We start from the raw sequence: 19,983 nt of genomic DNA, 5'->3' as shown, positions 1-19,983 counted from the left end.
TAATTTTAGTCAAAGGAGTAGGAGTAGAAATGAGAGTAGCTACAGACATAGGTGGTACGTTCACCGACCTCGTATATATGGATGATAATGGAGTTGTAAGGGTAGATAAAACATCGACGACACCGCCTAATTTTGAAAAAGGAGTAATTGATGTAATCAAGAAAAATGAAATTGATAAGCAACAAATGAGACAGTTTATTCACGGGTCTACAGTTGTAATAAATGCAATTACAGAGAGAAAAGGAGTTAAAACAGGCTTAATAACTACAAAAGGTTTTAAAGACGTACTAGAAATTGCTCGAGGGAACAGACCAGATCTATTTAATATACGATATGAAAAACCTACTCCTTTTGTAGAAAGATATTTGAGAAAAGAAGTTGACGAACGTCTTAATTACAAAGGAGAGGTTATTCAATCATTAAACAAGGAAGGAATTCTTCAAATAATTGAGGAGTTTAAGGCAGAAGGAGTAGAAGCAATAGGGGTTGTCTACTTGCATTCATATGTAAACCCAATTCATGAGTTAGAAACAAAAAAAATAATCCAAAATCATTGGCCAGAAGTTTTTGTAACAGTTTCTCACGAGGTAACGATGGAATGGAGAGAATACGAGAGAGCTAGTACAACGGTTCTTAATGCATATGTACAACCAATCGCATCTACATATATTGATAAGTTACAAGATGAGTTAAAGATAATATCAGATGGGAAAAACTACATTATGCAATCAAATGGAGGTACTACTACATTTGAACAGGCAAAAAAACTACCTATTAATATGTTGGAGTCTGGTCCTGTTGCTGGGGTTTATGCTTCAGCTATATTAGGAGCTCAAATAGGAGTATCAAACATTATAGCATTCGATATCGGAGGGACTACTGCCAAATGTTCCTTAATTGAAGATGGGGAGATGAAAGTTTCTACAGATTACTATATAGAGAAAAACAGTCGTACCGCGGGATATCCAGTTAAAGTACCTGTAGTTGACATAGTAGAAATTGGGAATGGAGGAGGTTCAATTGCGTGGGTTGATGAAGGAGGCTCATTGAAAGTTGGACCTCAATCGGCAGGAGCTTTGCCGGGCCCGGTTGCTTATAACAAAGGTGGAACGGAACCAACAACTACAGATGCCAATTTATACGTCGGGAGATTATCAGCTAAAAACTTTGATTATCAAGTGGATATGGAAAAAGTGAAATCAGTACTAGAAGAGCGTATTGCAAAAGTTTTTGATGTGAGTGTCGAGGAAGCGGCATTAGGTATTATTCGAATTGCTAATGCTAATATGTTGACTGCATTAAAGCTTATCTCTATTCGAAAAGGACATGATCCTAGAAACTTCACATTAGTTGCTTTTGGAGGAGGAGGATCTATGCATGCAGCCTCATTAGCAAAGGAATTGGGTGTGAAAAAAGTAGTTATTCCTTTTGCTTCGCCAGTATTTTCAGCTTGGGGAATGTTAATGACGGAATTACGTCATGACTATATTCAAACGTATGTTAAAAGATTGGAAGAATTAGACCTAGAAGAGATTAACAAAAGATGGCATGAGATTGAGAGTAAAGCCTTTGAACAATTTAAAAAAGAAGAATTTGAAGAGACTGTAGTGTTTACACGTTTCGTAGATATTCGTTATTTAGGGCAGGAACACTCAGTAAAAGTTCCAGTTTCTAATGGAGATTGGACGGAAGAGATAATAAATGATTTGATTAATGATTTCCATGAAATGCATGAGAAGAATTTTACTTTTCGTTTAGATGACTCACCAACTGAAATTGTAAGCATGCACATAGTGGCGCTGGGGAATATCAATAAACCATCATTAAAAAAGATTGAAAATTCAGGTTACTTAGAAGATGCCATTATTGAACATCGTCCTGTTTATTTTGAAAAGGTTGGTTGGGAAGAGACAACTATATATGATAGAGAATTACTTCCAACTGAAGAAAAAATATTTGGACCTGCGATAATTGAAGAAAAAGCGGCGGTAACAATAATTGAAAATGGTCAGAAAGTACATGCGGATATTTATGGAAATCTAATAATTGATACAGGAGTAGATATAAATGAGTGATATAAAACAACTTTTTAAAGAACAAGATCCATTCACATTGGAAATTGTAAAAGATACACTTTTGTCTATTGGAGATGAAATGTTTTATACATTAGCAAGAACTTCTATGAGTCCAATTATTTATGAAGTACTAGACTTTGCTTGTGGTTTAACAGACAAAAAAGGGCAATTATTAACTCAAGGTAATGGAGTCGCAGGATTTATCGGGACATTAAGTTATATGGTGAAAGATGTAATAACAAAGTATAGTGCTAAAAATGATATCTATCCTGGAGATATTTTCATCATAAATGACCCATACGGAGGAGGAGGAACACATTTGTCGGATGTGGGCCTTGTACTCCCAATATTTTATGAAGGTGAGCTACTAGGTTTTTCAGCTAACAAAGCACATTGGACAGAAGTAGGCGGAAAAGATCCTGGGTCGTTTACAAATGATTCAACTGATATTTACCAAGAAGGCTTACAATTTCCCTGTATTAAATTAAGTAATAAAGGTGAAATGAATACGGCGTTAATAGAAATGATCAAGAGCAATGTTAGATTTCCAGATTTATCGGAAGGTGATATGTGGGCACAAATTGCGGCTCTGAAAATAGGAGAAAGACGTTTCAGGGAGCTTTGTGATAAGTATGAAAAAGAAACAGTGGAAGCTTCAATAGAATTACTTTTACAACAAGGTGAACAAATGGCATTGAAAGAAATAGAGAAACTTCCAAATGGAGTATATGAAGCAAGTAACTATATCGATGGGGATGGACTTGGCAATGGGCCTTTTAGAATTCAAGTGAAAGTAACTATTACGGATGACGAATTTATTTGTGATTTTAGAGGGAGTCATCCGCAAGTTCCAGGACCAGTAAATGGTTCTTACACTACACTTGTAACTGATGTAAGGACGGTGTTTTTAGCGATTACGAATCCTTCACAAGATGCAAATGACGGTGTATTTAGACCTTTGAAGGTATTTACGGATAAAGGATCAATATTTTCAGCAGAACGACCTGCGCCAGTATCAAACTATTGGGAAAGTGGTTCATCTGGAGGAGACTTAGTCTGGCAAGCACTTGCTCCTGTTTTACCAGATCGATTAACAGCAGGTCATTTCCTTTCTGTTTGTTCTGTTACTTTGTCCGGAGAACACTCGGGTACTAAAGAGCCGTATTTAATAGTAGAACCATCTGTTGGTGGATGGGGAGCAGGTGTAGGTCAAGATGGTGCTCGTGGTCAATTCTGTATTGGGGACGGTGAGACTTATAATATTCCAGTTGAAATTGCGGAAGCTCGCTACGGAGTCATGATAGATGAATATAAACTAAATTGTGATGGAAAAGGCGCTGGAGAATACATAGGTGGAGCGGGAGTTATTCGTTCATATCGTGTGCTTTCTAAAGACGCTAAGGCGACTGTAACTTATGGTCGACATAAATTTGCACCGTGGGGTGTGAATGACGGAGAAGAAGGATCAACAAACAAATTTTTTGTGAAAAAGCGTAATGGAGAAATAGATGGGCCTTATGGTATGTATGCTAGATATCTCTTGGAGAAAGGAGATGTACTTGAATTAGTAACAGGAACTGGAGGAGGCTATGGGAATCCACATTTACGCTCTCTTCAACAAATTCAAAGTGATGTGAAGAATGGATACTTTTCTGTCCAAGATGCTGAGGTGAAGTTTGGGGTTGTTCTTGATCCGAAAACTTATGAAATTAAGCAGGAAATAGAAGAAAGAAAAAGATTTTTGAAAGGGAGAGATTGATGACTAGTAATGGAAAGAAAACTAAATCAGTATCATCAGATGAAGCACTATCTCCTGTTCCATTAAATGAGCGACAACATTGGCTAATTCCAGCAGTAATCTTTGGAGGGTTAGAATTTTCTATACCGGTCTTATTAACGGGTGCGTTGCTTGCCACTTACTTTGGTATTACGGAAATTTTCTGGATATTATTCATTTCTCTTTTCATTGTTCAATGGATTGGTAATGCAATCACTGGATATATGGGGGCTAAAACAGGAATTTCTTCGTCCGTATTGGCAAGAAGTAGTTTTGGACATGTTCAAGCAAGATGGATTATTGGATTAATCACGTTTTTCGTTGGATTAGGTTGGTGGGCATTGCAAACGGCTGTAACAGGAGAAGCTATTGCAGCAATGATTGGTGTAGATTATGAAAATAACTGGGGGATGCTAGCGCTTATTACCACTGTTTGTGGATTGCTTTTTGCGATTCCATCTATTTTTGGAATGTCTTCAATGAAGTGGACAGATATTATTGCTGTTCCTGCAGGGCTTCTTTTGGTAGTAACAGGAATCTATTTAGTCATGAAAGATTCGGGCTGGGAAAAAGTTGCATCATGGCAACCTGAATCGAGTATAACGATACTAGCTGCTATTAGTTTAGTTTTAGGCATGAATGTATCACAATGGGTGGGTGTTCAAGATTATACAAGGTATGCAAAGCCTAAAGTAAAAGATAATATTCTAATTCCATTAGGTATTGTGGGCGTAGGATTTCCCTTATTTTTTGTTGGGGCAATAATGGCAGTTGGTGCAGGGGAAGCAGACATAGTACATATTATGTTAGGACTTGGTTTTCCTTTGTGGGGTTTCCTAATATTATGGCTTTCTACATGGACTAGTCAAATAGTAAATAGTTATAGTATGGGCCTTTCTATGGCTAATATGTTGAATATTAACTCAGGTAAGGGACGTGCGTTACTTACATTTTTAGGAACAATTTTAGGGGTTGGTATGGCTTTAGGAGGAGTATTAGATTACTTTGAAGATTTTTTATATGTTTCAGGAATTATTTACGGACCTATTGCTGGTATTATGATTGCGGACTTTTTCTTTATTCGTAGTCAAACGTATACTGATAATCCTGGCTGGAACTGGATGGCTACAATTGCAATGGCAATTGGCATTGCAATTGCTTACTATACTCAGTATACCAATGAAATGGGAATACCAGCCATTCAATCATTATTCGTTTCGGCAATAATCTACCTTATCTTAATGAAGGTTAAGCATAAATTACGTCCAGATCAATTTACAAAAGTGGAGTAAGGAAAGGTAAAATAGGTGATTATTTGAGAACTTTAAATTTGCAAGAAGCAGAAGATGTTTTGTATGGAGCATGTATTTACGGAACTGGAGGAGGTGGAAAATTATTAGAAGGCCTTGAAATTATAAAGAACATTTATCGTAATGGAAAAGAGATTAAGTTAATAGATAAAGAAGATGTGGAGGACGACTGGCTTGTAGCATCTCCATATTATGTAGGTTCAGTTGCACCTCCTTCAGATGATGTAGTACAAAGTTTAAATCACTTAAAGACTGTAGAAGAAAATGTTTCAACAATTGCAACCAGAATTCTGCAAGAAAATTTAATAGAACCTATTAGGGGAATATGTGCAACAGAACTTGGCGCAAACACCGCATGGGCCATGGAAGTAGCAGCTAGTTTAGATATTCCTTTGATAGATGCAGATCCTGCGGGTAGAGCAGTGCCGGATTTAGCGCATACAACATTCAATATTTTTGACGTTTCAATTGCACCTTTTGCTTTAGCAAATCGCTATGGAGATACATTAGTTGTAGAAACAGTTGCGAATCATGATCGAGCAGAAGCTATAGCTAGAACATTTGCAACAATTTCTGGAAACTATTCTGGGATATGCGATCATCCCGTTAAAGGGAAAAAGTTTAGATCATCAGTTATTGCAGGCACGATTTCTAAAGCAGAATCAGTTGGTCGAGCAATGCGACTAGCAAATGAAAAGGGTGTTAATCCCATTGAGGCAATCACTAGAGCAGGAGAAGGAAACCTTCTTTTCAAAGGAACAGTTTGCGAAGCATCCTGGAAAGATGTTGGGGGATTCATAGAGGGAACGATTGATATTAATTCTGATACTCTAACAGTTAAGATGTCCATAGAGTTTAGAAATGAAAATATGATTGCTAGAATCGAAGATAAGGTCGTTTCTATTATTCCAGAACTAATTATCATCCTTGATTATCAAACTGGTGAACCATTGCTGAACCCAACTTGTAAAGAAGGAATGGAAGTAGCAGTATTAACTTTCCCAGCCCCATCTATTTGGGAAAGTGAAAAAGGGCTCTCAATATTTGGCCCAGAGTATATCGGAATGAAGAAAGAGGATTATCAAAAAATAATTACTCACAAAAATGGAATATAAATCAGTTGAATTTAAATTGTAATTTTACCAAGCCCAAAGACAATGGCATTAGTCTTTTGGGCTTGTATTTTTTTAAATGGGATAAAAAAATTTAAAATATAATAAACTGTTGAACTGTGTCTAATTAAAAGCCTTTCAATCTATTAAATGTTACAATGGAAGGACATATAAACGTATTGAAGGGGGTAGGTGAATGTTTGAAGAAGCACAACATCTGCTAGGAAAATATTTTGGTTATGACGATTTTCGCGAGGGACAAGCACAAATAGTTTCGAATGTTTTAGAACAGAAATCGAGTTTGTGTGTTATGCCAACAGGTGGAGGTAAGTCAATTTGTTATCAAATTCCTGCGCTGTTACTAGAGGGTACAACTATTGTTGTTTCACCTCTTATTTCTCTTATGCAAGACCAAGTGGATACGCTACTTGAAGTCGGTATTTCGGCTGCGTTTATTAATAGTACATTATCTGCAAGTGAATTACGTGAAACAATGGAGAACTTACATGAAGGAAGATATCAGCTTTTATATATCGCTCCTGAACGACTAGAATCGCCTCAGTTTTTGTCTGAGTTAAAGAATATAAAAGTACCATTGATTGCCGTAGATGAAGCCCATTGTATTTCACAATGGGGACATGATTTCCGTCCTAGCTATCGCGCTATTAATCGATTGATGACTATTTTTGAAGAGAAACCCGTTGTCTTAGCACTAACAGCGACTGCAACACCAGAAGTAAGGGAAGACATTTGCCGCATCTTACAAATTACTGATGCAAATACTGTTATTACTGGATTTGCTCGTAGTAATCTTTCTTTTTCAGTTGTTTTAGGACAAGACAAAGACCGTTACATTAAAGATTTTGTTAAACAAAATATTAATGAAGTCGGTATTATATACGCTGCAACAAGAAAAGCAGTGGATCATGTATATGATGTGTTGATGAAAGCTGGTATTTCCGTCGCAAAATATCATGCAGGTTTACCAGAGGCTTTCCGTCAACAGGAGCAAACACGTTTCCTAAAGGACGAAGCACAAGTAATGGTCGCGACAAATGCCTTTGGTATGGGTATCGATAAATCCAATGTCAGATATGTTATTCATTACCAATTAACGAAGAACATGGAAAGTTATTATCAGGAAGCAGGAAGAGCAGGACGTGATGGTTTGCCGAGTGAATGTGTTGTTTTGTATGCCTCTCAAGATGTGCAAACACAACGTTTTTTAATCGACCAATCACAGGACCGAGAACGTATTCCCGGAGAACTCGCTAAATTACAAGGAATGGCAGATTATTGCCATACAGAGCAATGCCTACAGCAATATATTGTGAAATATTTCGGTGAAGAAAATGCGGAAGTTTGTGGGAAGTGTGCAAATTGCAAGGACGATCGTGAGATTTTTGATGTTACTGAAGATGTACAAAAGGTACTGAGTTGTGTAATCCGTATGGGTCAGAAATTCGGTAAAACAATGATTGCTCAAGTATTAATCGGATCTCAAAATCAAAAAGTTATCAGCTTCGGCTTAAATAGACTTTCCACATATGGCATTATGAAAAATATGACTGTTAAAGAAGTATCCAATTTCATAGAGTTTATGATTGCTGAAGATTTATTATCTGTGAAGCAGGGGAACATGCCAACTATTTTTGTTTCAGAAAAAGGTAAAGATGTACTCCTCGGTAAAGTGAAAGTGCAACGTAAAGGTGTTGTTGTCACCAGACAAATTGCTGAAAACGATCCGTTATTTGAAGAACTACGTAAAATTCGAAAACAATTGGCAGATGAAGCGAATGTACCTCCATTTGTTATCTTCTCCGACAAATCATTACAAGATATGTGTGCAAAACGACCAAAGACAGCAAACGAGTTTTTAGAAGTAAACGGCGTAGGAGCAAACAAGCTAGAGAAATATGGAGCTGCGTTTATGGATGTCATTATCAATTTTGAAGTAAATGTATAATGCTTTAGAAAAAGAAGTGTCCTCAAAAAAGGACACTTCTTTTTTGTGTATTAATGAAAGCTCTCCAATTATAAAGGAAGAATTTGTTGTCAAATAATAGACAAAGTATGTGTTAAAATTGAATTAAAATAGTAGAAGTAAGATGTCTGACGTTATAAAATAAATAAAGATAATACATCAATAGCCCATACACATCTTTGACCGGGGTGGTGCATTTAATATAATAAAAGGAGTTTTTTCATGATGGATCAGAAAATCATATTTTACGTTGAAAAACTTCAAGAAGAAGTAATGTATGCTGTTGCTTCTGGAGCAGATTCAAATTTATACGATTTTGCATGTGAAATGCTAGAAAGTGAATCTGCAGAAAACAAAAATGCAATTTGCCAAGCTTATGAAGTAGTAAAACATGCTCTCATTGGTTAAAATACTGCCTATTGCAAAGGCATTTTATATAGATTAAAACAGATTCTTCTAGTATGGAGGAATCTGTTTTTTTATTGTAATAGTAATTAATCAATAGAAAACAGTTTCGTTAGTAGTTATCAATACAGTTATCTCTATTATCTTGAGTAATCCAATCGCAGATTAATTCATTTAATCTTTGTAGCGGGCTCTTCTTTCAAAAGGAGAGCCTGCTATTTTTGTTTTTTTCACCAATGGAGTAATTAATATAAAAATCTATATAAATATGCTCAAAAATAACTGAATTATATAATAATTATTTTCATGGTGTTAAAATCATTTTTCTAAGCATATGCTCTGTTAAGAAATTATTTAATAAAATTTCTCACATATTCAAGACTGTTCATTTTGAAATTGTTCATCTTTTTAATAGATATAGTCTTTGAATTAGTGAGAACAAGGGGGATGGGTTAATGCTGCAAAGGAAAGGTTGGAAAGTTCTGTTGTTAGTCGTTTTTTGCGCCATTTTCATGGTTGCATGTTCTGATGACAAGAAAGAAACAAATAGTAGTGAAGGCAAAGGGGAGAAAGAGCCGACTACTGAAAAGAAAGAAGAATTGGTTGTCGCAGTAAATGAAAACTTCATTTCAATGGATCCTCATAATACAGGAGATACAAATTCTAACTCAGTGCAATCGGCTATGTTAGAAGGCCTGCTTGGGTTCGACGCTGAAGGTCAAATAATAAATGTACTTGCTGAAGACTATTCAGTTAGTGAAGACGCACTTGTTTATACTTTTAAATTACATCAAGGTATTAAATTCCATGATGGAGAAGACTTTAATGCTGAAGCAGTTAAAGTGAATTTTGAACGGATAATGAAAGACAAGAGCTTACGATTAAATTCACGTGGTTTTAGTTTAATTAAAAAAATCGAAACACCTAGTGAATACGAAATAATAATTACTTTAAAGGAAACATATAGCCCAATGTTAACTCGTTTTGGAGTAGCTAAAATTATTAGCCCTAAATTAGTGAAGGAAAATCCAGCAGATATTCCAAAAAAACCTGTAGGTACGGGCGCTTATAAATTTGTTGAATGGGTTCAAGGTGATCATTTATCAATAGAAAGATTTGATGATTATTGGGAGAAAGGTGAACGAGTTAAGAAAATCACCTTTAAACCAGTACCAGAAAATGGATCACGTGTAGCAATGTTGAAAACGGGAGAGGCGGGAGTTATCTATCCTGTACCATCTCAAAATATTAAAGAAGTTGAAGGAAATAAAGACATCCAAGTAAATAAAATCCCTTCAACAATCGCACGATATGTATCAATAAATACTTATAAAAAGCCTTTTAATGATGTAAGAGTACGACAAGCATTTAACTATGCAGTGGATAAAGACGCATTTATAAAAGTAGTTAATTTTGGATTAGGTCTTCCGTTAGATTCAATTATTCCATCTAAAACTATCTACTATAAACAACAAGAAGCATATAAACAAAATATTCAAAAAGCAAAAGAACTATTAAAAGAAGCTGGCTATGCTGATGGCTTTGAAGCCGAGATTTGGGGTAACACAAACTCTGACACGATGAAGGGTATGCAATTCATTCAACAACAGTTAAAACAAATTGGCGTAAAAGTAGAAATTAAGTCAATGGAAGAAGGAACTCTTTCCGATGAAATCTATGGAGCACAAACGCCTGACGATTCAAAACTACAAATGTGGTATGTAAGTTGGGCTTCATATGCATCAGATATTACAAATGCAACAAAACCATTATTCCATAGCTCATCTTTCCCACCGAATGGTGCAAATACAGCCTATTACAATAATAAAGAAGTGGATAAATGGATGGATGAAGCCAACTCTATTTCAGATAAGGCAAAACAAGAAGAATTATACGGTAAAGTGCAAGAAACCGTTTATAAAGATGCACCGTGGATCTTCTTAGGAGTCGATGAAATTGTGTATGGTGTTCGATCTGATGTTGAGGGTGTTGTTGTAGATCCACCTGGAGGATTAAATGTAAAAGATGCGAATTTTAAATAATTACTGTAGTTAGTCGGTAAGAGGCTGAAACAAATTTCAGCTTCTTACTTTATAAAAAATGGCTAGATTAATAACTTATAGAATTTTCACGGCATTCACCTTTTAAATGGAGGGAGAACAAATGCTTCGATATATCATAAAACGAGTGTTAGAAATATTGCCAATAATTATTGTAGTTTCGATACTGTCATTCTTGTTTATTCACTTTATTCCTGGAGATCCTGCACGCCTAGTTGCAGGTAAGGATGCGACATTAGAAGATGTCCAGAATGTGAGAGAAGAGTTAGGTTTAAATGATCCTATATGGAAACAATACATTTCTTATATGGGGAATTTGTTGCAAGGTAATTTAGGTACATCATTAAAGACGGGTTTACCTGTTTCTGATATGTTTTCATCGCGCTTCATGCCATCTATCTATTTAACATTTTTTGCGATGATCTGGGCGACTATTATTGGTTTATTAATAGGAGCGTTATCAGCTGTATTTAAAAACAAATGGCCTGATTATTTAGGAATGGTAACAGCAGTATCTGGTATTTCATTACCGGGGTTTTGGCTAGGATTACTGTTGATTCAATTGTTTTCTGTACAACTAGGTATTCTTCCAACTGGTGGATCGGAAGGCTTCAAAAGTTATATTCTGCCTTCATTGACGTTAGGCGCAGGTATTATGTCAATGATTGCAAGATTTACAAGGTCATCTTTATTAGAAACATTGCAGACAGACTATATACGAACGGGCCGTGCGAAAGGATTGAAAGAATCAGTTGTCATTATACAACATGCATTGAGAAATTCTTTAATACCTGTTGTTACAATTGCAGGCTTACAATTTGGATTTCTTTTAGGTGGATCAGTTGTTGTTGAGACAGTCTTTAGTTTCCCTGGAATGGGCCGTTTACTCATTGATTCAATTGCATTTCGGGATTATCCAGTGATTCAGTCAGCACTTCTACTGTTTGCGATTGAATTCATTATCGTCAATTTAGTAGTAGATATTTTATACAGCGTTCTAAATCCAAAAATTCAACTTCAGTCCTAAAGGAGGGTATTTATGAATAGCGTTTCAATAGACAAAAATGAAAAAACAGTAATCATGCAACCAAAATACTCTCCAATGAAGGAGTTTTGGAAAAACTTTAGAAAGCAAAAAGTAGCATTTATCGCAAGTGTATTTGTTTTTTTATTAATCTTAGTAGCTATCTTAGCGCCTTATATCGCACCATTCGATCCATATAAGCCAAATTATGATGCTTTGTTAGAACCTCCTAGTAAATCGCATCTAGCAGGAACTGATGAATATGGCCGAGATATATTAAGTCGACTAATCATGGGGACGAGAATTTCATTGAGCGTTAGCTTCGCATCGGTTTTTTTAGGGATGATTTTAGGAACCATTTTAGGCTTAATGAGTGGTTACTTTGGCGGATGGTTGGATCGCATTATAATGCGTTCAAGTGATGTCTTGTTTTCTTTTCCAGACTTGCTTTTAGCAATTGCCATTGTAGCAATACTGGGTCCTGGTTTAAATAATGTGATTATCGCAGTAACGGTTTTTGGTATACCTTCATTTGCCAGACTCGTTCGTGGGGCCACTTTAGAGGCCAAAGAAAACACATATGTAGAAGCAGCAAAATCAATGGGGGCACCACATCGTCGTATTATGTATAAACATATTTTCCCGGAAACAGTAAGTAGCCTTATCATTTTCGTGACGATGCGAATAGGGACAGCAATATTAGCAGCTTCAAGTTTAAGTTTTTTAGGCTTAGGTGCTAGTCCTGAAACACCTGAGTGGGGAGTAATGTTAAGTACAGGTCGAGATTATTTAGGCACAGCTTCACATGTAGTAATTGTACCTGGGATTGCCATCTTTTTAACTGTTCTTGCTTTTAATTTAATAGGTGATGGATTACGAGATGTATTAGATCCGAAAACGAAGAACGATTAAGGGGAATCAGGATATGACTAAAAAACTACTTCAGGTTGAAGAATTACAAACGGAATTTACGAGGGATAAACAGAAGACGAGAATATTGCATGGAGTTAACTTTCATATCAATGAAGGTGAAGTGTTAGGTCTTGTTGGTGAATCTGGTTGTGGGAAAAGTTTAACATCATTATCCATTATGCGTTTGTTTCAAGGGACTACAGGTGAAATCACAAATGGAAATATCTATTTCAATGACTCGAATTTAGTCAATCTATCAGACTATGAAATGCGTAAATTGCGCGGCAAGCAAATGGCGATGATTTTCCAAGATCCGATGACTTCATTAAATCCAGTAATGAAAATAGGTAAGCAGCTCACGGAACCAATTCGAGTGCACTTAAAGTTAAATAAAAGTGAAGCTAGAGAACATGCAATTGCAATGCTTACCAAAGTAGGAATTGCAAGGCCAGATGAAATTGTAGATGAGTATCCTCATCAACTTTCTGGAGGAATGAGACAACGGGTGATGATTGCCATGGCGATGTCATGTAATCCCAATCTACTGATTGCAGACGAGCCTACGACTGCTCTTGATGTAACTATTCAAGCGCAAATATTAGAGCTTATGAAAAAACTTCAAAAAGAAGAAAAAATGTCAATCCTATTAATCACACATGATTTAGGTGTAGTAGCTGAGATGTGTGACAGAGTTGTTGTTATGTATGCAGGTAAAGTTGTCGAAGAGGCATCTGTTTACGATTTATTCGAAAATCCGAAGCATCCATACAGTAAAGGCTTGATCGCATCTGTTCCAAAATTAGGCGAGAAAAAAGATAAATTAGATTCCATAAAAGGAAATGTACCCAATCCATCTAATATGCCAAAAGGTTGTAAATTTGCGCCTAGGTGCAATATGGCAATGCCAATTTGCCATGAGCAAGAACCTGCTTGTCTAGCAATAGAGAATAATAGGTTATGCAGTTGTTGGCTATATGAACTAGAAACGAGGTGAGGCGAATGTCTAATACAATATTAAAAGTGGAGAAACTAAAAAAATCCTTCGAGTTGTCAAATGGCTTTTTTGAGAAGAAAAAAACAATTCAAGCAGTAAGTGATGTGTCATTTGAAATCCAAAAAGGCGAGACATTTAGTCTTGTTGGCGAAAGTGGTTGTGGTAAATCGACAACTGGTCGTCTCATCTCTAGATTACTAGAACCTACTGAAGGATCTATTTGGATTGATGGAATGGAAGTTTCTAATAAAAAAGAATCGCAATTAAAGCAGATGCGGCAATCGGTTCAAATGATTTTCCAAGACCCATATGCATCATTGAATCCACGCATGAAAGTGAAAGAAATTATTGCTGAACCGCTGACTATTCATACTAATTTATCGACTAGTGAGCGTCAGAAAAAGGTGTTAGAAATTCTAGAAGTTGTAGGATTGAGTGAGTATCACGCTGAAAGATATGCTCATGAGTTTAGTGGTGGACAAAGACAAAGAATTGGTATTGCACGTGCTTTAATTATGAAGCCACAGCTTATTATTGCAGACGAACCTGTTTCTGCCCTGGACGTATCTATCCAATCTCAAATATTAAATCTATTAAAAGATTTACAAAGAGAGTATGGTATTTCCTATTTATTTATCTCACACGATTTAAGTGTTGTTGAGCATATAAGTGACAATATTGGTGTTATGTATTTAGGTGCAATCGTAGAATCGGGCCCTAAAGACACCGTTTTTGCAAATCCGCAACACCCATACACGAAAGCATTATTATCTTCTGTACCAGTTGCAAACCCACGATTAAGAAAAGAGAAAATCATTCTAAAAGGGGATATACCAAGTCCGAAAAACCCTCCATCAGGGTGTACATTCCATACAAGATGTCCTTTTGCTATGGATATATGTAAGGAAGAGAAGCCAAAAAGACAACAGCTTCAAGAAGAAAATCATTTTGCATCTTGCCATTTGTTAGACCAATAAATCGAAGAGGTGATTGCTATGAAAGTTGGATTAAGTACGTATAGCTTAGTAAAGAAAATGCGAGCAGGAAACATGGATGTATTAGATGTCATTCAATGGGTTGCAGATAATGGTGGAGAGCATGTCGAACTTGTTCCATATGAATTTACAGTAGTAGATAATCCGGAACTTGCCGATCAAATTAAAGAAAAAGCCCAACAACTTGGACTTGAATTATCAGCGTATTCTTTACCTGCAAATTTTGTGCAAGAGACGGATGAGGCATTTTATGAAGAGGTAGAACGATTAAAGCAACATGTTGATATTGTGAATCGAATGGGCATTAAAATCATGCGACACGATGTCACAGCCTTTACGTTACCAAAAGAGGATATGACAATACATTATTTTAATGAACACTTCGATAAACTAGTAAAAGGGAGCCAACTCCTCGCAGATTATGCAGCACAGTTTGGTATTACAACAACGATTGAAAATCATGGATTTAATGTTCAAACGAGTGATCGCGTACAACAAGTTATTCATGCTGTAAATAGACCGAATTTTAAAACAACATTAGATGTAGGAAATTTCCTATGTATAGATGAAGAACCATTAGTCGGTGTAAAGAAAAATATCCCGTACGCTGCAACAGTGCATTTTAAAGATTTTTATACTCGACCTTATTTTGAAAATCCAGGTGCAGGCGAATGGTTTAGAACAGTTAATGATAATTATATTCGCGGTGCAATTGTAGGACACGGCGACCTTAATATTCGTGAAATCATGAAAACAGTTAAATCCTCAGGATACGACGGTTATCTTACTATAGAATTTGAAGGCATGGAAGATTGCGAAGTTGGTTCTAAAATCGGGATGGATAATGTCAGACGCTTATGGCATGAGACGAACTGCTAACAGATAAACTTCATCAAAAGGAGCTGGAATTATGTCGAAAATAAATGTTTGTGTTATAGGAACAGGTACAATTTCTGACCATCATCTTAAAGCTTATGCTAATAATCCAGATGTCACGATATATGGTGTTTATGATTATGTGTATGAAAGAGCACAGAAAAAAGCTGAACAATATGATGCGAAAAAGGTATTTAACAGTTTAGAAGAGTTATTTTCAGACACGAATGTTGACGCGGTCAGCATCTGTACTTGGAATAAAACGCATGCTGAAATTGCAATCGAAGCATTAAAACATGATTTACACATCCTAGTTGAGAAGCCTTTATGTATGACAGTAGAAGAAGCCTATGCGATTCAAGAAGAGGCTGATAAGCATAACAAAGTATTCCAAGTAGGATTTGTGAGACGATTTGGTACAAATACAACAGTATTAAAGTCATTTATTGATGCTGGAAAGCTAGGGGATATCTATTACGCTAAGGCGACTTACACGAGGCGTCTAGGAAACCCAGGAGGTTGGTTTGTAGATGTCAATAAGTCCGGTGGTGGCCCTTTAATTGATATTGGGGTGCACATCATCGATATTTGCTGGTATTTGATGGGCAGACCAAAAGTAAAATCTATCTCTGGTAATACGTATAACCATTTAGGGAATCGAAAAAACGTAAAAAATCTAAGTTTTTATAAAACAGCTGATTATGATCAAACAGAAAATTCAGTGGAAGATTTAGCAAATGCCTTAATTACATTTGAAAATGGTGCCTCTTTATTAGTTGATGTGTCGTATACATTACATGCCAAAGACGATGAATTAGGTGTAAAACTATATGGTACAAAAGGCGGAGCTGAATTAGAACCAGAACTAGTCATTATAAGCGAAGAAAACGATACAATTTTAAATATGCAACCTCAAATCGATCACTTAACTTTCGATTTCCAAAATGCTTTTCAAAATGAAATTAATTCATTTATTGAAAGCTGTGTAACAGGCGTAGTTTCACAAGCACCTGTAGAAGATGGAGTTGAAATTATGAAAATCTTAGAAGGCATTTATAAAGCGGCAGAAACAAAAAGCGAGGTGCGCTACTAGTATGACATCAACCTTACAACTATCCAATAAAATTGGTGTTATAGTGGATAGCTTTGGATTACCTCTTTATGAAGGTTTAAAAAAAGCAAAAGAAGTTGGAGCGGACGGTGTTCAAATCTATGCCGTTTCGGGTGAAATGGCACCAGAGAATATGTCTACATTAGCTCGAAAAGAATTAAGAGATTACTTAACATCAATAGATTTAGGCATATCCGCTTTATGCGGTGATCTAGGGGGTCATGGTTTTCAAAACAAACTAGACAATGCGCTCAAAATTGAACAATCAAAAAGAATACTAGATATGGCCGTCGAACTTGGTACCAATATTGTGACAACACATATTGGTATCATTCCAGAAGATTCTAATAGTGAAATTTACTACGCATTACAGCAAGCATGTGAGGAGCTAGGACAATACGCGAAAAGTCTAGATGCTTACTTTGCTATTGAAACTGGGCCTGAGAAAGCTGCGACTTTAAAGCATTTTTTAGATAGTCTAAGTACCAATGGTGTGTCAGTAAATTTTGACCCAGCCAATATGGTTATGGTAACAGGAGATGATCCAGTTACAGGGGTGGAAATTCTACAAGACTATATTGTTCATACTCATGTGAAAGATGGCGTGCAGTTAAAAAAGACGGATCCAAGAGATGTCTATGGCTTTGTAGGATACGGAAAAGGGGTAGATCATCGTAAAATTGCTGAAATGGTAGCTGCTGGAGAATATTTCAGGGAGCTTCCATTAGGCCAGGGAGATGTTAACTTTGACCGCTATTTTAAAGCATTACAAGCAGTAAACTACACAGGATATTTAACTATTGAGAGAGAAGTAAAGGATGCTCCTGAAGCAGATATTTCTCAAGCTGTAGAATTTATCCGCAAATATAAGTTATAAAGTGATTTTTCTAGTAATTTCCATTACTATGAACATAAGGAATGTTTCTCGAGAATTTCACTTATGAACAGGGAAGTGTGTCTTATGGAAAAGCAAGACCAATTATTGATGAAAAAACAAAATAGATTTTTAGTTTTAGAATTAATAAGAACGATGTCTCCAATTTCTCGGATACAACTGTCCAAAGTAACGAAAATGAGTCCAACTTCAATTACGAGAATTGTTCAAGAGCTACAAGAAGAAGGGTTTGTCCGGGAATCACTTATTGAATCAACAAGTATCGGAAGAAGGCCAACATTGTTGGAATTATGTCCAGATGTCTTATATACAGTAGGTGTAGAAATAGATCGTCGAATAGTTAGAGTGGGCTTAGTCGATTTTCTAGGAGAGCTTGTGGACTTTAAAGTTTTCGAGAGAAAATCACAAGAGAGTTATAAAGAAACTTTAAGTAATATCCATGAAAAAACTTTACAAATCATTAATGAAAACCATATTAAGATGAAAAAAGTGATCGGTTTAGGGGTAGGATTACCAGGTTCTATTGATTATGAAAAAGGCATCGTTAAAATATCCGAGCAACTACAGTGGGGAAATATCCCGCTGGCAGATGATTTAAAGGAATTAACGACTCATAATATCATCATTGATAACGAGCTTAAGATGAAAATAATAGCTGAAAATACAATAGGGCAATCAATAGACTCTGATAATTGTATTTTACTGGGTATTGGATCAGGTATAGGTGCAGCCATTTTACTTCATGGTGAAGTACACCGAGGCACTTCAAATAACGCTGGAGAAATTGGTCATACAGTAATCGATCCTAATGGTTTAATATGCCATTGTGGAAAAGTAGGTTGCTTATCAACGTATATTTCTGAAAGTGCCATTATTGCTGATGCCAATAAAGTAAAGCCAATCCATTCTATAGAAGAAGTGTATGATGCCTATCGTTCAAAGGAGACATGGGTATGTAATATAATGGACCGTGTAACTACGTATATAGCGCTTGCTGTTAGTAATATGGCTTGTTTGTATGAGCCGGAGTATATCATTTTAAGTGGACATTTAATTGATGAGTTACCGGGTATAGGCAAATTTATAGAAGAAAAATGTGACCGTTATATATGGCAGTCCATTCGTCAAAATCTTAAAATTGTATACTCAAAGCTTGGTAGTGAAGGAGTTGTAAGAGGAGCTGCTATACAAGCTCAAAAGGTCTTACTAGATTTATAAGTTTAAGAATACCTTTGTAAGGTGGATGATTGCTAATGACATATGATATTTTGATAAAAGAATATCGAGCAAATATGCTTGAAAATACTCATACAGGTATTATTTGTGGCGTAAATGATCAGCTACAAACTGCGTTTCATGTCGGTGATACAGAGCACTATGTTTTCTTACGTTTGGCAGCAAAACCGATACAAGCAATTCCTGTATTTATGACGAATATTATTGAAAAGTATCAATTGACTGAACAAGAAAGTGCTTTATTTATGGCCTCTCATCGAGGAGAATCCTATCAAGTAGATGCATTAGAGAGTATGATGTCAAAACTACCTGTAAAAGAAGAGGAGCTTTATTGTGCTCCCTCTTATCCATTAAATAAAAGTCCACAACAGCAAGTTATAAGAGAAGGTAAAGTAAAGCGTAAATTGTATCACAATTGTGCGGGCAAACATATGGGCTTTATCACGGTTTGTCGTGAATTAGGTTATTCTGTAGATGAGTATTGGAAGCCAGAGCATCCTCTACAACAGCAAATTCTACATATACTTGCCAAACTATCAAATATGGCAGTTGATCAAATTAAAATCGGTATTGATGGTTGTGGAGTTCCGGTATTTGCAATTCCACTTGAAAATATGGCCATTTGTTTCCTTAAACTAGGTTGTCCAGATTTAATTGAAGATATCGAAATAAGAAAAGCGGTAGTTAAACTAACCGCAGCTATGAACCGACATTACAATATGATTGCATCAGAAAACTTCATATGTAGCACACTATTGCAAAGTTCTAATATAGTTGCAAAAGGTGGAGCACAAGGAGTTTATTGCTTCGCTTTAAAAGAAGAAAGAATCGGAATTGCGCTAAAGGTGATGAATGGTTCAGAAGATGTGTGGCCTAATATAATTGCTTCAATTTTAGAGCAGATCAATTATAAAGATAAGAACATGATTCAATACTTAAAAGAATTACGACCACCTTTCATTAAGAATGATGCAGGGGATATTGTAGGCCATATCGAAGAGGCATTTGTAGTTAACCAATTCAAATTTATATAACTGTTAAAAAAAATGCGATAGGAGACTGCATCTCATATCGCTTTTAGTCATGTTATTTTCTTGTTTTCCATTCTGCAACGATAAAGAAGATAATGAAGAAGGCAAATGCGATGACGAAAAACCATCCCGGTAAGCTACCAAAGGACATGAGGACACCTCCAAGTGCGAAAAGTACAATAATAT

The 19,983-nt window shown here is 36.0% G+C and carries 16 protein-coding genes; all 16 read left to right on the top strand.

Annotated features, from left to right (window positions below):
• Positions 1–29: 29 nt before the first annotated feature.
• On the top strand, positions 30–2,075 hold the full coding sequence (locus tag AC3IS5_RS12715) for a hydantoinase/oxoprolinase family protein (protein ID WP_489424749.1): 2,046 nt from the start codon (positions 30–32) through the stop codon (positions 2,073–2,075).
• Positions 2,068–3,834, top strand: a complete 1,767-nt coding sequence (locus AC3IS5_RS12710) for a hydantoinase B/oxoprolinase family protein (RefSeq protein ID WP_489424748.1) — start codon at positions 2,068–2,070, stop codon at positions 3,832–3,834. The genes AC3IS5_RS12715 and AC3IS5_RS12710 overlap by 8 nt, the downstream gene beginning before the upstream one ends.
• The gene (locus AC3IS5_RS12705) at positions 3,834–5,144 is read left to right on the top strand and encodes a purine-cytosine permease family protein (protein ID WP_489424747.1); all 1,311 of its coding nucleotides are present in this window, start codon (positions 3,834–3,836) and stop codon (positions 5,142–5,144) included. The genes AC3IS5_RS12710 and AC3IS5_RS12705 overlap by 1 nt, the downstream gene beginning before the upstream one ends.
• Before the next feature lie 23 nt (positions 5,145–5,167).
• The gene (locus tag AC3IS5_RS12700) at positions 5,168–6,277 is read left to right on the top strand and encodes an S-methyl thiohydantoin desulfurase family protein (RefSeq protein WP_489424746.1); all 1,110 of its coding nucleotides are present in this window, start codon (positions 5,168–5,170) and stop codon (positions 6,275–6,277) included.
• Positions 6,278–6,470: 193 nt separating this feature from the next.
• A complete protein-coding gene (gene recQ, locus AC3IS5_RS12695; protein ID WP_489424745.1) occupies positions 6,471–8,240 on the top strand; it encodes a DNA helicase RecQ in 1,770 nt (589 codons plus the stop codon).
• Positions 8,241–8,480: 240 nt separating this feature from the next.
• Positions 8,481–8,666 (top strand): hypothetical protein, encoded by a 186-nt coding sequence (locus AC3IS5_RS12690; RefSeq protein WP_489424744.1) that lies wholly within the window; start codon positions 8,481–8,483, stop codon positions 8,664–8,666.
• Positions 8,667–9,118: 452 nt separating this feature from the next.
• Positions 9,119–10,705: a glutathione ABC transporter substrate-binding protein gene (locus tag AC3IS5_RS12685; protein ID WP_489424743.1), complete on the top strand. Its 1,587-nt coding sequence runs from the start codon at positions 9,119–9,121 to the stop codon at positions 10,703–10,705.
• A gap of 121 nt (positions 10,706–10,826) precedes the next feature.
• A complete protein-coding gene (gene nikB, locus AC3IS5_RS12680) occupies positions 10,827–11,750 on the top strand; it encodes a nickel ABC transporter permease (RefSeq protein ID WP_489424742.1) in 924 nt (307 codons plus the stop codon).
• Between the two features lie 12 nt (positions 11,751–11,762).
• A complete protein-coding gene (locus tag AC3IS5_RS12675; protein WP_489424741.1) occupies positions 11,763–12,659 on the top strand; it encodes an ABC transporter permease in 897 nt (298 codons plus the stop codon).
• Between the two features lie 13 nt (positions 12,660–12,672).
• Entirely contained in the window at positions 12,673–13,653 is a 981-nt protein-coding gene (locus tag AC3IS5_RS12670; RefSeq protein ID WP_489424740.1) for an ABC transporter ATP-binding protein, read from the top strand.
• 5 nt (positions 13,654–13,658) lie between these two features.
• Positions 13,659–14,630 carry an ABC transporter ATP-binding protein gene (locus tag AC3IS5_RS12665; protein WP_489424739.1) on the top strand — a complete coding sequence of 324 codons (972 nt, stop codon included), beginning with the start codon at positions 13,659–13,661 and terminating at the stop codon, positions 14,628–14,630.
• 18 nt (positions 14,631–14,648) lie between these two features.
• Entirely contained in the window at positions 14,649–15,527 is an 879-nt protein-coding gene (locus AC3IS5_RS12660) for a sugar phosphate isomerase/epimerase family protein (RefSeq protein ID WP_489424738.1), read from the top strand.
• A gap of 31 nt (positions 15,528–15,558) precedes the next feature.
• Entirely contained in the window at positions 15,559–16,617 is a 1,059-nt protein-coding gene (locus tag AC3IS5_RS12655) for a Gfo/Idh/MocA family protein (protein ID WP_489424737.1), read from the top strand.
• Between the two features lies 1 nt (position 16,618).
• On the top strand, positions 16,619–17,512 hold the full coding sequence (locus AC3IS5_RS12650; protein ID WP_489424736.1) for a sugar phosphate isomerase/epimerase family protein: 894 nt from the start codon (positions 16,619–16,621) through the stop codon (positions 17,510–17,512).
• Between the two features lie 84 nt (positions 17,513–17,596).
• Positions 17,597–18,748, top strand: coding sequence for an ROK family transcriptional regulator (locus AC3IS5_RS12645; protein WP_489424735.1), 1,152 nt, complete (start codon positions 17,597–17,599; stop codon positions 18,746–18,748).
• Between the two features lie 35 nt (positions 18,749–18,783).
• Positions 18,784–19,800, top strand: a complete 1,017-nt coding sequence (locus tag AC3IS5_RS12640; RefSeq protein ID WP_489424734.1) for an asparaginase — start codon at positions 18,784–18,786, stop codon at positions 19,798–19,800.
• Positions 19,801–19,983 lie beyond the last annotated feature (183 nt).

The organism is Viridibacillus sp. KH_047 (genome assembly GCF_057838945.1).
The sequence above is the reverse complement of the archived record's forward strand: the minus strand, read 5'-3'. Positions and strand labels throughout refer to the sequence as shown.